This window comes from Georgenia sp. Z2081 (genome assembly GCF_055326445.1).
Genome location: NZ_JBUZNK010000003.1, coordinates 78,991 through 93,127, shown reverse-complemented (window position 1 = coordinate 93,127; position 14,137 = coordinate 78,991). Strand labels below are relative to the sequence as shown.

Genomic DNA, 14,137 nt, shown 5'->3' with positions numbered 1-14,137 from the left:
GCACCCGCAGGTGCCCGTGATCCCGCACTCACCCAGGTGAGTCCGTGAGACCCGTCGCAGCGACCCTGCTGCGTCGGACCGGCCGTCGGCCGCGTCCAGTGTAGGGCACGCGCGCCCGCTCCGTCCCTGGAACGCGCACGAAGGGTTCCCGGAACAGGTCCGGGGCCGGGACCCGTGCGGGTCCCGGCCCCGGGCCGGTCGTTCTGCGCGCCCCCTTCTCAGAGGGCGGCGATCACTTGACGGTGACGGTGGCGCCGGCCGCCTCGATCTGCTCCTTGGCCTTGTCGGCGGCGTCCTTGTCGACGCCCTCGAGGATGGCCTTCGGGGCTGCGTCGACCAGGTCCTTGGCCTCCTTGAGACCGAGGGACGTGAGCGCGCGCACCTCCTTGATGACCGCGACCTTCTTGTCGCCGACGGACTCGAGCACGACGTCGAACGAGTCCTGCTCGGCCGCGTCGTCGCCGCCCTCGCCGCCGCCGGCGGCGGCGGGCGCAGCGCCCGCGACGGCGACCGGGGCCGCCGCGACGACGTCGAAGGTCTCCTCGAACTGCTTGACGAACTCGGACAGCTCGATGAGCGTGAGCTCCTTGAACGCCTCGATGAGCTCGTCGGTGGTGAGCTTGGCCATGGTGGCTTTCCTTCCGTTTCGGTCCTGCTACGCGAGCAGAGGTGGGGTGTACTGCCGGGCCGGTCAGGCCTCGGCGGCTGCCTGCTTCTCGCGCAGGGCGTCGATGGTGCGGGCGGCCTGGGTGGCCGGCGCGGTGAACATGTAGGCCGCCTGGAACAGCGCGGCCTTGAAGGCACCGGCCGCCTTGCCCAGGAGGACCTCGCGGGACTCGAGGTTCGCGAGCGTGCGGACGTCGTCCGCCGAGAGCTGGACGCCGTCGAGGACACCGCCCTTGATGGCGAGCTGCTCGTTGTCCTTGGCGAAGTCGCGCAGGGCCTTGGCGGCCTCCGAGACCTCACCGTGGACGAAGGCGATCGCCGTCGGCCCCGTGAGGGACTCGCGGTCGATCTCGATGTCGGCCTTCTCGGCCGCGATCGCCGCGAGGGTGTTCTTCGCGACGACGTAACGGGCCGTGCCCGCGAGCGAGCGGCGCAGCTCCATGAGCTGGGAGACCGACAGGCCGCGGTACTCGGTGAGCAGCACGGCCTGAGCCTCGCGGAAGCCCGTCTCGAGCTCGGCGATGGCCTCGGTCTTGTCCGGCCTTGCCATGAGCCCTCCTTCCGATGTGGGACCGGCGGGTGCCCACACGGACGAAGAAGAGCCCCGTGCGCGGACGGCACGGGGCTCGGTGGCATCGGTGTGATGCTTCGGCTCGTAGCTCGCCTGCGCAGGCTCCACCCGGGTGGACTTCGGCGCGGGACACGAGTCCCGCACGACCGACGGTCTGTGGCGGGTCCATCGTAGCGGGCGGCGCCCTCCGGCGGACCCCCGCCCGGCGTGTGCCTGCTCACGCAAGCGGGCCCGGCACCCAGGTGGGTGCCGGGCCCGCGGTGCGTCAGGCTGCGGTCAGGACGCGTCCTCGCTGGTGAGGTTGCGCGTCTTGGTGGCGTCGAGCGGGATGCCCGGGCCCATCGTCGTGCTCATCGTCGCCCGCGAGATGTACCGGCCCTTCGAGCTGCCCGGCTTGAGCCGCAGGATCTCCTCCTGCGCGGCCGCGTAGTTCTCCACCAGCTTCGTCTCGTCGAACGAGGCCTTGCCGATGACGAAGTGCAGGTTCGCGTGCTTGTCGACGCGGAACTCGATCCGGCCGCCCTTGATGTCGTTCACCGCCTTGGCCACGTCCATCGTCACGGTGCCGGTCTTCGGGTTCGGCATGAGGCCACGGGGACCGAGCACGCGGCCGAGCCGGCCGACCTTGCCCATGAGGTCAGGGGTGGCGATCGCCGAGTCGAAGCCGGTGTAGCCGCCCGCGACCTTCTCGATGAGCTCGTCGCCGCCGACCTCGTCGGCACCCGCGTCGATGGCCTGCTGCGCACGGTCGCCGACGGCGAAGACCAGGACCCGGGCGGTCTTGCCGGTTCCGTGCGGGAGGTTGACGGTGCCGCGGACCATCTGGTCCGCCTTGCGGGGGTCGACGCCGAGGCGGAAGACGACCTCGACGGTCTGGTCGAACGTCGTGGTGGCGCCCTCCTTGGCCAGGCGGACCGCCTGGAGCGGGGCGTAGAGCTCGCCGTCGTGGATCTTCTCGGCGGCCTTGCGGTAGGTCTTGCTGCGCGTGGTCATTCTGCTTCTCCTGTGCTGGGTTCGAGCAGTCGTGGTCGGTCGGGCCCACGCCGGGCCCTGCCACTGCGCCGCGGTCGCGGCGCCTGCGGGGGTCAGCCGTCGACGGTGATCCCCATGGAGCGGGCGGTGCCCGCGATGATCTTCTCGGCGGCCTCGACGTCGTTCGCGTTGAGGTCCTCCGCCTTGGTGCGCGCGATCTCCTGGACCTGCTCGCGGGAGATCGTGGCGACCTTGTCGGTGTGCGGGGTCGAGGAGCCCTTCTGCACGCCGGCGGCCTTCTTGATGAGCTCCGCGGCGGGCGGCGTCTTCGTGACGAAGGTGAAGGAACGGTCCTCGTAGACGGTGATCTCGACGGGGACGACGTTCCCACGCTGCGACTCGGTCGCGGCGTTGTACGCCTTGCAGAACTCCATGATGTTGACGCCGTGCTGACCCAGGGCGGGTCCGATCGGCGGTGCGGGGGTGGCTGCTCCGGCCTGGATCTGGAGCTTGATGTAGCCGGAGATCTTCTTCTTGGGAGGCATTCGGGTCCTTCGATGGATGGAACGTAGGTCCGCGGCGGCGACCGCGGTCCGTCCCCTAGGCCTTGGTGACCTGGGAGAACGAGAGCTCGACCGGGGTCTCCCGGCCGAAGATGCTGACGAGCACCTGCAGCTTCCGGCTCTCCACGTGGATCTCGGAGATGGTGGCCGGCAGGGTCTCGAACGGACCGTCGGTGACGGTGACCGTCTCGCCGATCTCGTAGTCGACGACGACGGGGGCCGCCTCGCCGCCCTGGGGCTGCGGCGCCTCGCCGTCGGCCTCCGCGGCGCCCGCGGCGACCTGCGGGGGCGAGACGTTGAGCATGGAGATGGCCTCGTCGAGCGTGAGCGGCATCGGGTCGTGGGCGTTGCCGACGAACCCCGTGACGCCCGGCGTGTGTCGCACGACGCCCCACGACTCGTCGGTCAGCTCCATGCGCACCAGCGTGTAGCCGGGGATGCGCACGCGGTTGACCATCTTGCGCTGGCCGTTCTTGATCTCGGCCACGTCCTCGGTCGGCACCTCGACCTGGAAGATGTACTCCTCCATGTTCTGGGTCGTCAGCCGGTGCTCGAGGTTGGCCTTCACGCGCTTCTCGAAGCCTGCGTAGGTGTGGACGACGTACCAGTCGCCGGGCAGCATCCGCATCTCGAGCCGGAACGCGGCCTCGGGGTCGAGCTCGGGCTCGGCGTCGTCGGCCTGGTCCGCGCCGTCGACGGGCTCGTCGGTGGCGCCGGGGGCGTCGTCCCCCGCGGTGGGGGCGTCCGCCTCGGCTCCTGCGTCGGCGCCGTCAGGGGTCGACGCGGCGGCCTCGGCGTCCACGCCCAGGTCGTCGGTCGACGTGCTGTCGTCGCCATGGAAGTCCACAGACACGAGGGAACATCCTCCTTGGATGTGTCGGTCGCGCGACCGGTCGGTCGCACGGGTTCACGGCCCGAGGGCCCTGGTCTCGGCTCAGCCGAACGTCCACAGGGCGAGCTGGCCGAACACGAGGTCCAGCACTCCGACGATGGCCATCATCACGAGGACGAAGACGACGACGACGAAGAAGTACGTGATGAGCTCGCGCCGGGTGGGGCGCACCACCTTGCGGATCTCGGCGAAGACCTGCCGGATGAAGCGCGCGATGCGTGCGAACAGCCCGCGCCGGGGCTCGACCTCCGCCTTGCGTCCGGAGCCGCCCTCGGCGGCCGTCGTCTCGCTCACGTCAACACTGTCCCTCGCCTGTCGCCGGTGGCCCGCTCCCGGCACGGGTGCGGGCGCGCCCACCATCGGTGGGTCGGGCCCGACGGCTGTCGTTCTCCTGCGCCGTCAGGTGCAGGGCAGGAGGGACTCGAACCCTCAACCGCCGGTTTTGGAGACCGGTGCGCTGCCAATTGCGCCACTGCCCTTCGGCGGCGACCCACCACCGTGCGGGCACGGGGAAGTCTGCGGGTCTGACGCCGCCGATGGACCATAGTACGCACCGCCCAGGGCATGGTCGACCGTGGTGCGGAAGGTCACGCGTCACACCCGGCGTCGCGCGACCCCGACGACCGGGTCCCGGACGGGGAGGGACGCCGGGCGCGGACCGTGCCACGATGGTTGTCGTGACGACGACAGCCGACTCCCGTCCCCGCATCTCCGCCCGACTCGCCGGCATCGCCGAGTCCGCGACGCTCGCCGTCGACGCCAAGGCCAAGGCGCTCAAGGCCGAGGGCCGGCCCGTCATCGGCCTCGGCGCCGGCGAGCCGGACTTCCCGACGCCGGACTACATCGTCGAGGCGGCGGTCGCGGCGGCCAAGGACCCGGTCAACCACCGGTACTCCCCCGCGGGTGGCCTGCCCGCGCTCAAGGAGGCGATCGCGGCCAAGACGCTGCGCGACTCCGGCTACCCGATCGACCCGAGCAGCGTGCTCGTGACCAACGGAGGCAAGCAGGCCGTCTTCCAGGCGTTCGCCGCGGTGCTGGACCCGGGCGACGAGGTGCTGCTCCCCTCGCCGTACTGGACCACCTACCCGGAGGCGATCTCGCTGGCGGGCGGCGTGGCCGTGCCGGTGTTCGCCGGTGCCGAGCGCAGCTACAAGGTCGACGTCGACCTCCTCGAGGCCGCCCGCTCGGCGCGCACGAAGGTCCTCGTGCTCTGCTCGCCGTCGAACCCGACCGGCACGGTCTACTCCCGCGAGGAGACCGAGCGCATCGGCCGCTGGGCGCTCGAGCACGGCATCTGGGTGATCACCGATGAGATCTACGAGCACCTCGTGTACGGCGACGCCGAGTTCACGCCCGTCCTGGGCGTCGTCCCCGAGCTCGCCGACACCACCATCGTGCTCAACGGGGTCGCCAAGACGTACGCGATGACCGGATGGCGCGTGGGCTGGCTCGTCGGACCGGCCGACGTCGTGAAGGCCGCGACGAACTTCCAGTCGCACCTGACCTCGAACGTGGCCAACGTCAGCCAGCGCGCCGCCGTCGCCGCCGTGTCCGGCGACCTCACCGCGGTGGCGGAGATGCGGATGGCGTTCGACCGGCGTCGCCGGCTGGTCGTCGACCTCCTGCGGGCGATCGACGGGATCGAGGTGCCGGAGCCGAAGGGCGCGTTCTACGCCTACCCCTCGGTCGAGGGGCTCCTCGGCCGCACGTTCCGCGGCCGGACCCCGCAGACCTCCGCCGAGCTCGCCTCGCTCATCCTCGAGGAGGTCGAGGTCGCGGTCGTGCCGGGCGAGGCCTTCGGCCCGTCGGGGTTCCTCCGGCTGAGCTACGCCACGTCCGACGAGAACCTCACCGAGGCGCTCGGACGCATGGCGGAGCTGCTCCGCTGAACGGAGCACCCCGAGGACGAGGTGGCCACGGGCCCGGCGCGACGGCGCCGGGCCCGTGCCCGTCCCGGGAGCCGGCGCAAGGCGCTGAGAGTCCCGCAGCCCGTGTCTCATCTCCGCCTCATCCCGGCCACGGACACTAGCGTGGGCAGGGCCGCGACGGGCGGCCCGGAGGAGGCTGGGACGTGGACGGACGCAGGAGCGGCACCGCCGGGCCCGCCCGCGCGCCCGCGCGCGACGCCGCGCCGTCGGCCCCCACGCCCGAGGCGGCGGTGCACGAGGAGGCCCCCGACCCCGGAGCGGCCACGCCGACGCAGGCGGACCGCCCGTGGTACCGCCGCAGCACGGTGCGGGCCAAGATCATCCGGACGGTCCTGCTGCTCACCGGCCTCACGCTCGTGGTCGTCGGCAGCACCGCGGTGTGGCTGGAACGGGGCCGGGCCATCGACTCGGTCGACGCGACGCTCCAGCGCACCACCCAGGAGATGGCCGCGCTGCTGAGCGAGGGCGAGGCCGTGAGCGCCGCCGACGGCATCTCCGGCGCGGTCTGGACGGCGATGTCCTCGGAGGTCCCGGCGGACAACGAGGGGGCCATGGGATTCGTCGGCACGGACGCGCGCTGGTGGCAGCCCGGCGGCCTGGACATGGGCGCGGACGACGAGCTCATCGCCGCCCTCACCGCTGCGGTGGAGGACGGGCGAGGGACCATCAGCTCGGTCTCGACGTCGATGGCGACCTACCGGTACGCGATGCTGCCCGTGTCGATCGACCCCGAGGGCAGCCCACCGGGCGCGCCGACGTCGGGCGCCGTGGTCATCGCATTCGACATGGACGCCGAGCTCGCCCCGGTGTGGGCGTCGGCCCGCACCTACCTCGTCGTCTCCGTCGTGTCGATGCTGGTGGTCGGGGTCGTCGCCTGGGTGGTGTCGGGCCGGCTCCTCTCCCCGTTGCGGGAGCTGCGCTCGACCGCGGAGCGCATCACCGAGACCGACCTGTCGGGCCGGATCCAGGCGGAGGGGTCCGACGACGTCGCCGACCTCGCCCGGACGGTCAACGCGATGCTCGCCCGCCTCGAGGGTTCGTTCCGTTCCCAGCGCCGGCTGCTGGACGACGCCGGGCACGAGCTGCGCACTCCGATCACCATCGTCCGTGGGCACCTCGAGCTGATGAACCCCGACGACGCCGACGATGCCCGCCAGACCCGCGAGCTGACGATCTCCGAGCTCGACCGCATGCACCGCCTGGCCGACGACCTCGTCATGCTCGCCAAGGCGGACGCACCGACGTTCGTCCAGCCGGGCCCGACCGACCTGGGGCCGATGCTCGACAACGTGCTGGACCAGATCCGTCAGCTCGGCGAGCGCCGGTTCGTCATCGACGCGCGGCTCGAGGCCGAGGCGGTCGTCGACGGTCAGCGGCTCACGCAGGCCCTCATCCAGCTCGCCGCGAACGCGGTGAAGTTCTCCGCGGCCGGCTCGACGGTCGCGCTCGGTTCGGCGACCGAGTCCGGGCGGCTCCACCTGTGGGTGCGCGACGAGGGCCGCGGCATCGCCCCGGAGGACCAGCGCCGCATCTTCGAGCGGTTCGCCCGCACGAACCGGCCCGGGGAGGAGCGCACGGACGGCAGCGGGCTCGGTCTCGCCATCGTCAGCGCGATCGCCGAGGCGCACGGCGGGCGCGTGGACGTCGCCTCGGAGCCGGGCCGTGGGTCCACGTTCGTGCTCGACCTCCCGGCCCGCGCGCTCGAGCTCGACCTGGACGTCGACCTGGACGCACCGCAGGAGGCCGGTGAGCCCGGCCGGGCCCGGGTCAGCACCACGGAGACAGCTCGCGAAGGGAGCAGGTAGTGGCACAGATCCTCATCATCGAGGACGAGGCGGGCATCGCCTCGTTCGTCACGAAGGGCCTGACGGCTGCCGGGCACCAGCCGACGGCGGTCACCACCGGCAGGGCCGGGCTCGACCACGTCCGCACCGGCGGGTACGACCTCGTCATCCTCGACATCGGCCTGCCGGACGTCGACGGCTTCGAGGTGCTGCAGACCCTGCGCGGCGAGGGGCACACCCTGCCCGTCATCATGCTGACGGCACGCTCGTCGGTCGACGACACGGTGACCGGGCTGGAGTCCGGTGCCGACGACTACATGCCCAAGCCGTTCCGGTTCGAGGAGCTCCTGGCCCGCGTACGCCTCCGGCTGCGCTCGGCCCAGACGGCCTCGTCCGGGGCCGACCCGACCCACCTCCAGGTCGACGACCTCACCCTGGACGTGCGCACGCGGCAGGCCACGGTCGCGGGACGCACCGTCGACCTGTCCGCCCGCGAGTTCGCCCTGCTCGAGACCTTCCTGCTGCACCCCGGCCAGGTGCTCTCCCGCGAGCAGATCCTCTCGCGCGTGTGGGGCTACGACTTCGACCCGGGGTCCAACGTGGTCGACGTCTACGTGCGCTACCTGCGCAAGAAGATCGGTGCGGAGCGCATCCAGACGGTCCCGCGGATGGGCTACCGGCTCGTCACCGGCTGACCGGGCCGCTCGGCTCCTGGCATCGACCCGCGCCGGCCGACCGCGGTCCTCGCCGGTCGACGTCCGTCCTCGCCGCCGGGCGTCAGTCGTCGGGGCTCTCGGCGCTCTCGGGGCTGTCGGGCGAGTCCGGGCTCTCGACCGGGGCCGGAGCGGGCGCCGGCACGGGTGCCGGGGCAGGCGCGGGTGCAGGCGGCGGAGCCGGTGCGGGCGCGGGCGCGGGGGGCGGCTCGGGCGAGGCGGCCGAGACGGAGCTGCGCTCCGGCGGCACCGTCGTCGCCTCCTCCGTGGGCGAGGCCGGCTCGGTGGTGGGCTCCTCGGCCCCGTCCGTGGTCGACTCCCCCGTCCCGTCCGTCGTGGACTCCCCGGTCCCGTCGCTGCTCGACTCCGACGGCGAGACGCGGGCCGGGGGGATCCGCACGGAGTCCAGCTCCACGTCCTCGGCCTCGGCACCGGCCAGGACGGTCCCTCCGACGACGGCGACGGCCGACAGCGACCCGACCGCGATCCACGACGCCTTCGTGCGCATCCGTGCTCGTCCCTTCCGGTGCTCGACGGTCGGCGGCAGGTCGCCCGCCGACCCGACCATCCTCGTCGCGGGCGGTGAGGTCGTGCCCAGCGGCGGATGAGAGGACTCTCATCCACGGCGACCGGGGGCGTCGGACGACCGGCCCCGGACCGGCGTCCCGGCTGGTCAGCCGACGGGCGGCGGCACGACGAAGGGGCCGGTCACGCGGCCGGCGGTGAAGTCTCGCGCGCGGGCCAACCAGGCCTCCGCGGTGACGAGCCGCCCCTCGGCGTCGGCCCGCCACCTCCCGTCGGCCCGCTTGGCCCCCGCCACCAGCGACAGGGTGACGCCGGCGGCCCGGGTGCAGACCTGGACGGGATCGACCATCTGCTCGCAGAGCTGCGTCCAGCGCGCGAGCACGTGCGGGACCGCCGGGTACCGGTCGGGCGCGAGGTGGACGAGGACCGAGACGTGGCCCAGCAGGCAGGCGAGGTCGTCGCTGCGGTGGCCGGGCCCGAGAGAGTCGACGTCGAGCAGGCTCGAGACCGCGGTGATCCCCTCCCGGGGGTCCATGAGCACGTTGGCCTCGTAGAAGTCCCCGTGCACGGGCACGACGGGCTGCGGCGGACCGGCGTGGAGGAGCTGGTCGATACCGGCGGCGAGCGCCCTCGTGCGCGCCTCGGCCTCGGGGACGACGGTCGCCGCCGCGTGGGCGTAGTGGTTCGCCCGCTCGGACCAGGCCGAGCGGCGGGCCAGCTGGAGGGCCGCGGGCGGCAGGGTGTCGAGCGTGCGCACGAGGGCGTGCAGCACGGCGTCGGTCTCGTGCCCCGGACCGCGGTGCAGCACGCGCGCGAGCGACTCCCCCTGCCCCTCGGCGAGGACGGCGAGCCCGGCCGGCTCCTCCGCGACCACCGCCGGCGCGGGCACCCCAGCGGAGGTGAGCATCCGGTGGCGCCCGACGAGGTCCGCGAGCGAGACCGGCCGGACCACCTTGACGTAGTGGACGCGCCCGGAGGCGCCCGTCGCGCGCAGGACCGCGCGGCGCGTGGGTCGATAGGCGACGAGCTCGAGCGTGACCTGCTCACCGAGCCGCTGGGACATCTTCGCGGAGTCGCACGCGGTGGCCAGCGCGGGCAGCTCCGGGTCGGCCGGGTGCCGCCACAGGTGGACCACCGGGCCACGGCCGTCCGGCGGCTCGAGACGGACGAGCCCGGGCCCCGCCGCGCGGGTGAGACGTGCGGTGGTCGCGCACAGGTACTCCTCCGTGCGCTTGCGCGACCCGTCGGCGGCGGTCCGCTCGACCGTGGCGGTGTAGCCGACCGTCACGCCCGCGCCCGGGCGGTGGTGGACGGTGTGCACGGCCCACTCCACGAGCCTGCCGTCGTCGGGCACGAGGGCGGACGTGAGGACGTCACCGGCGTCGGGCCCCGTCAGCAGGGCGACGTCGGCCGGCTCCCTCATCGCCGCCGCCGAGATGCTCATGACGAAATAAGATCACACGCGCGCGGCCCGTGCGCCATCGAGGCGCCCGAGCCGCTCCCGGCCCGCGTCCGACCCCCTGTCCTGGCATGATGTCCCGATGCGCGACCTGGGCCGGCTCCCCAAGGCCCACCTGCACCTGCACTTCACCGGCTCCATGCGCGTGTCCACGCTGCTCGACCTCGCCGAGGACGAGGGCGTCCGGCTCCCCGCGAACCTCACGGACGACGTCGCGCTGCGCGTCCCCGCCGACAAGCGCGGCTGGTTCCGGTTCCAGCGGTCCTACGACACCGCGCGCGCCGTCGTCCGGTCCGAGGCCGCGATGCGCCGGATCGTCGCGGAGGCCGCCGCCGACGACGCCGCCGAGGGCTCGCGCAGGCTGGAGATCCAGGTCGACCCCACGAGCTACGCCCCGTACGTGGGCGGTCTCACGCCCGCCCTCGAGATCGTGCTCGACGAGGCCGCCGCGGCGTCCCGGGCGACGGGTGTCCAGGTGGCCGTCATCGTCGCCGCGTCCCGCACCCGGCACCCGCTCGACGCCCGCACGCTGGCCCGTCTCGCGGCCCTCCACGCGGGGGACGGCCCGGGTCAGGTCGTCGGGTTCGGCCTGAGCAACGACGAGCGCCGCGGCACGACCTCCGACTGGGCGGCGGCCTTCCGCATCGCCCGCCAGGCCGGTCTCGCGGCGATGCCGCACGGCGGCGAGCTCCTCGGGCCCGACCACGTGGCCGACGTCGTCACGCACCTGCGGCCCGACCGGCTCGGGCACGGCGTGCGGCTCGCCGAGTCCCCCGACCTCCTCGCCCGGGTGGTCGACGCGGGGATCGCCCTCGAGGTGTGCCCCGCCTCCAACGTCTCGCTCGGGGTGTACCCGACCGCCGCCGACGTGCCGCTGCGGAGCCTGCTCGACTCCGGCGCCACGCTGGCTCTCGGTGCCGACGACCCCCTGCTGTTCCTCTCCCGCCTCACCGACCAGTACGTCGCCGCCCGCGAGGTCCACGGCCTCGGCGACGCCGAGATCGCCGGCCTCGCCAAGGGCTCGCTGCGCGCGTCCCGGGCCCACCGTCGCGACGTCGCACGCTGGGTCGCCGAGGTCGACGAGTGGCTCGCGGAGCCCGCGTGACCGCTCGACTGCGGTGGTGGCGACGCCTCACGCTCGCCGTCGCCGACCTCGTCTCGCCGCCCGCCGGCCGGCAGGTGCGGCTGCGTCCCGGGTCGCGGCGCACGGTCGCCCGGCTCTCGCGCACCGCCACGTCGATGCGGCTCCTCGACGGGACGTTCGTCCGCGTCCATCGCGTCGGCGCACCCGGCGCCGGCGCCGAGCACGAGAACCCCGACGTCCCCGGCGACGGCCGGGTGACGTTCGTGCTCCTGCACGGCGTGGGACTCTCCTCGATCTACCTGCTTCCGCTGGCCGAGGACCTCGCGGAGCACGGCGAGGTCCTCCTCGTCGACCTGCCCGGCTTCGGCGACGTCCCGCCGCCGGCGACGACGCTCGGCATCGCCGGCCTCGCCGAGGTCGTCGAGGACGTGCTGGCCGCCGGCGGGGTGCACGACCCGGTCCTCGTCGGCCACTCGATGGGCGCCCAGGTCGCGGTGGAGATGATGGCCCGGCAGCCGGACGCCCTGCGCCGGGCCGTGCTCGTGGCGCCGCCCGTCAACGCCGCGGAGCGCCGCCCGCTCACCCAGCTGTGGCGGTACCTGCAGTCGGCGGTCCACGAGACGCACCGGCTCCGGCTGCTCGCCACCCGCTCCTACCTCACGGCGACCACCCGCTGGGTGGCGGACATCCTGCCCGAGGTGATGGGCTACCGGATCGAGGACCGGCTCGCGCTCGCGGGACCGTCGGCACGGGTGACGATCCTGCACGGTGAGCACGACCATCTCGTGCCCGAGACCTGGGCCGGGGAGCTCGCCGGGCGCGTGCGGAGCTGCACGGTGGCACTCGTCCCGGGTGCGGCACACTCGGTGGTCGTCGAGGACCACCCTGCCGTCGTACGCGCCGCCCTGACCCACCTCGCCGACGACGAACGGCACGGGCCAGGCTCCGCCGTCCCGCCCGGCTCCCCCTCCGACGACGGGCACGGCCTGTCCGACGGGCCGTGACGCGGCGGCGGCACCCTCGGACCGGGGAGCACCTGCGGCGCGCCGCGGAGCTTGCCACCCGGCCGCTCGCGCACGGCCTGGACTACGCGTGGGTGGCCGCGACCGCGGCGACCTCCGCGCGCGGCATGCTCAGGCGCGACGGCTGGCGCCCGGCCCTGCACGCCGCCCCCGACGGCGTCGACGACGCCGGTGCCGCCCCCGTCATCCTTCTTCCCGGGGTCTACGAGTCGTGGCACATGCTGGCCCGGGTCGGGCGCGCGCTGGCCGGTGCGCGGCACCCGGTGGGCGTCGTCCCGGACCTCGGCCTCAACGCCCGCACCGTGGCCGACGGCGCGGCCGCCACGACCGCGTTCCTGGCCGGGCTCGACCTCACCGGGGTGGTGCTCGTCGCCCACAGCAAGGGCGGGCTCGTCGGCAAGGCGGCGATGCTCGGGCCCGAGGGGCACCGGGTGGCGGGGATGGTCGCGATCGCCACGCCGTGGCGCGGCTCGAGGTGGGCGCAGGTGTTCCCGCCGCGCTCCGTCGTCGGCGGCCTGCGGCCCTCGGCGCCGGACCTCGTGAGCCTCGCCCGCCGCACGGAGGTCGACGCGCGGATCGTCTCCCTCGCCCCCGCGTGGGATCCGCACGTGCCGGGTGGCTCGTACCTGCAGGGGGCGACGAACGTCCGGCTGGCCGAGCGCGGGCACTTCCGCCCGCTCGGGTCCCCGGCGGTCCACGCCCTCGTCGCCCGGCACGTGGCCCGGCTGTCCGGGCGCCCCCCACGCGCCCGGACTGACCAGGGCCGCGGACGAGCGTAGGCCGGGCCGTCAGGCCGCTCGCCGCAGCTTCCCGCCGCGCCGCTCGCACCGGTCCCGCAGCTGATCGAGGTCGACGCCCGGGTCCAGCTCGCGGGCGTTGAGGACCACGTCGAGCGGGCCCGCCGAGGCTCCCGCGTACTCGGTGAGCGCCCAGTCGATCGCCCCGAGGATCGTGGGGTGGGGATTCCCGAACACGCCCCCGCCGATGAGCGTGAGCACCACGCGACGCCGCCCGATGGCGGCCGCCGCGAGCAGCGTCCCCAGGTAGGCGGCACGCAGCAGCGTCCGGGCGACGTCGAGCAGCGCACCGGTCGGCGGACGGCCGTCGCCGTAGAGGCCGGAGGCGAGCGTGGAGGTGCACACCTGCGCGATGCGCGTGCCTGGGGGCACCGACCCACGCCAGCTCGCGCCGAGAGCCACCTCGACGTCGTCGTGCACGCCGACCCGGATGTCCTCACGGTGCTCCGCGAGCGCACGGGCCCCGGCGTCGACGTCGGCCAGGTCACCTGGCCGCAGGTATCCGCCGACGGCGCGACCGATGCGCGCGGGCAGCGCGTCGGCGAGAAGCTCGACCTGACGGTCGTCCGTCTGAACGAAGGTGCCGCCGGCGCCGTCCGGGGCGGCGTGGTGCCGCAGGAGGGCACCGGGGAAGGCCCCGATCGCGGCGCGGGGGCCCTGCGTGGGGTCGGAGAGGTACTCGGGGACCGGGACGAGCCTCGGTGACGGGGCCTCGAGGCAGTTGAGCTGGGAGGCGACCTGGAACAGCGTGTCCCGCGCGGCGAACGCCTGCAACGCACCGATGTCCGTGAGCGGGTGGGCGCCGACGAGCACCGAGAGGGTCGCTCCGGCCGGAGCGTCCCCCGGATCGTCCGTCGGTGCCGCGGCGGCGGCAGCGCGCAGCTCGGCGAGGGTCGGCGTGGTGAACCGGCCGGCCCGCCAGGTGCGGGGCCCGACGACGAGGTCGTACCCGCCGTCGGGTGTCCGCCGCAGCGAGGCGCTGCCGTCTCGCAACGCACGGTCGGCCCGGCCGACCGCATCGGCGTCGCCCCGACCGAGCGTGGCGGCCACGGCTGTGCCGGCGGCTTCGATCTCCGCCCGTGTGCCGCGCAGGAGGGTGTCAAGGAGGTCGGGGACGGCGGTCACGGGTGCCTCCGGGGCAGACGTTCGGGCGGGCAGGGG

General features: G+C 74.1%; 15 protein-coding genes and 1 tRNA gene. 6 read left to right on the top strand and 10 right to left on the bottom strand.

Annotated features, from left to right (window positions below; translation table 11 throughout):
• Positions 1-232 precede the first annotated feature (232 nt).
• The 7 genes from rplL to ACZLKG_RS06200 all read right to left on the bottom strand — a co-directional run bounded on the left by rplL (position 233) and on the right by ACZLKG_RS06200 (position 4,143).
• Entirely contained in the window at positions 233-628 is a 396-nt protein-coding gene (gene rplL, locus ACZLKG_RS06230) for a 50S ribosomal protein L7/L12 (protein WP_425708345.1), read from the bottom strand.
• A 63-nt stretch (positions 629-691) separates the two neighbouring features.
• Positions 692-1,216: a 50S ribosomal protein L10 gene (gene rplJ, locus ACZLKG_RS06225; RefSeq protein ID WP_425708346.1), complete on the bottom strand. Its 525-nt coding sequence runs from the start codon at positions 1,214-1,216 to the stop codon at positions 692-694.
• Positions 1,217-1,513: 297 nt separating this feature from the next.
• Positions 1,514-2,230 (bottom strand): 50S ribosomal protein L1, encoded by a 717-nt coding sequence (gene rplA, locus ACZLKG_RS06220; protein WP_425708347.1) that lies wholly within the window; start codon positions 2,228-2,230, stop codon positions 1,514-1,516.
• Positions 2,231-2,322: 92 nt separating this feature from the next.
• Complete coding sequence (rplK, locus tag ACZLKG_RS06215; RefSeq protein WP_425708348.1) at positions 2,323-2,754, bottom strand: 50S ribosomal protein L11; 432 nt, start codon at positions 2,752-2,754, stop codon at positions 2,323-2,325.
• Positions 2,755-2,809: 55 nt separating this feature from the next.
• On the bottom strand, positions 2,810-3,625 hold the full coding sequence (gene nusG / locus ACZLKG_RS06210) for a transcription termination/antitermination protein NusG (protein WP_425708349.1): 816 nt from the start codon (positions 3,623-3,625) through the stop codon (positions 2,810-2,812).
• Positions 3,626-3,706: 81 nt separating this feature from the next.
• A complete protein-coding gene (secE, locus tag ACZLKG_RS06205; RefSeq protein WP_425708350.1) occupies positions 3,707-3,958 on the bottom strand; it encodes a preprotein translocase subunit SecE in 252 nt (83 codons plus the stop codon).
• Positions 3,959-4,070: 112 nt separating this feature from the next.
• A tRNA-Trp gene (locus ACZLKG_RS06200) sits at positions 4,071-4,143 on the bottom strand.
• A gap of 189 nt (positions 4,144-4,332) precedes the next feature.
• Here ACZLKG_RS06200 and ACZLKG_RS06195 point away from each other — a divergent pair.
• From ACZLKG_RS06195 to ACZLKG_RS06185, 3 genes are all read left to right on the top strand, one after another.
• Entirely contained in the window at positions 4,333-5,553 is a 1,221-nt protein-coding gene (locus ACZLKG_RS06195; protein ID WP_425708351.1) for a pyridoxal phosphate-dependent aminotransferase, read from the top strand.
• A 182-nt stretch (positions 5,554-5,735) separates the two neighbouring features.
• Complete coding sequence (locus ACZLKG_RS06190; protein WP_425708352.1) at positions 5,736-7,397, top strand: sensor histidine kinase; 1,662 nt, start codon at positions 5,736-5,738, stop codon at positions 7,395-7,397.
• Positions 7,397-8,071, top strand: a complete 675-nt coding sequence (locus tag ACZLKG_RS06185; protein WP_425708353.1) for a response regulator transcription factor — start codon at positions 7,397-7,399, stop codon at positions 8,069-8,071. The genes ACZLKG_RS06190 and ACZLKG_RS06185 overlap by 1 nt, the downstream gene beginning before the upstream one ends.
• Positions 8,072-8,153: 82 nt before the next feature.
• On the opposite strand, the gene ACZLKG_RS06180 is transcribed toward ACZLKG_RS06185, so the two are convergent.
• Positions 8,154-8,597 (bottom strand): hypothetical protein, encoded by a 444-nt coding sequence (locus tag ACZLKG_RS06180; protein WP_425708354.1) that lies wholly within the window; start codon positions 8,595-8,597, stop codon positions 8,154-8,156.
• 165 nt (positions 8,598-8,762) lie between these two features.
• A complete protein-coding gene (locus ACZLKG_RS06175) occupies positions 8,763-10,058 on the bottom strand; it encodes a phosphotransferase family protein (protein ID WP_425708355.1) in 1,296 nt (431 codons plus the stop codon).
• 97 nt (positions 10,059-10,155) lie between these two features.
• On the opposite strand from ACZLKG_RS06175, the gene ACZLKG_RS06170 reads away from it, so the two are divergent.
• From ACZLKG_RS06170 to ACZLKG_RS06160, 3 genes are read left to right on the top strand one after another with little or no spacing between them, the layout of a single operon-like run.
• Entirely contained in the window at positions 10,156-11,178 is a 1,023-nt protein-coding gene (locus tag ACZLKG_RS06170; protein ID WP_425708356.1) for an adenosine deaminase, read from the top strand.
• Positions 11,175-12,161 (top strand): alpha/beta fold hydrolase, encoded by a 987-nt coding sequence (locus ACZLKG_RS06165; protein WP_463648264.1) that lies wholly within the window; start codon positions 11,175-11,177, stop codon positions 12,159-12,161. The genes ACZLKG_RS06170 and ACZLKG_RS06165 overlap by 4 nt, the downstream gene beginning before the upstream one ends.
• Entirely contained in the window at positions 12,158-12,958 is an 801-nt protein-coding gene (locus ACZLKG_RS06160) for an esterase/lipase family protein (RefSeq protein WP_463648263.1), read from the top strand. Before ACZLKG_RS06165 ends, ACZLKG_RS06160 begins: the two co-directional genes overlap by 4 nt.
• 9 nt (positions 12,959-12,967) lie before the next feature.
• On the opposite strand, the gene ACZLKG_RS06155 is transcribed toward ACZLKG_RS06160, so the two are convergent.
• Positions 12,968-14,101, bottom strand: coding sequence for a hypothetical protein (locus ACZLKG_RS06155; RefSeq protein ID WP_463648262.1), 1,134 nt, complete (start codon positions 14,099-14,101; stop codon positions 12,968-12,970).
• Positions 14,102-14,137: the final 36 nt, after the last annotated feature.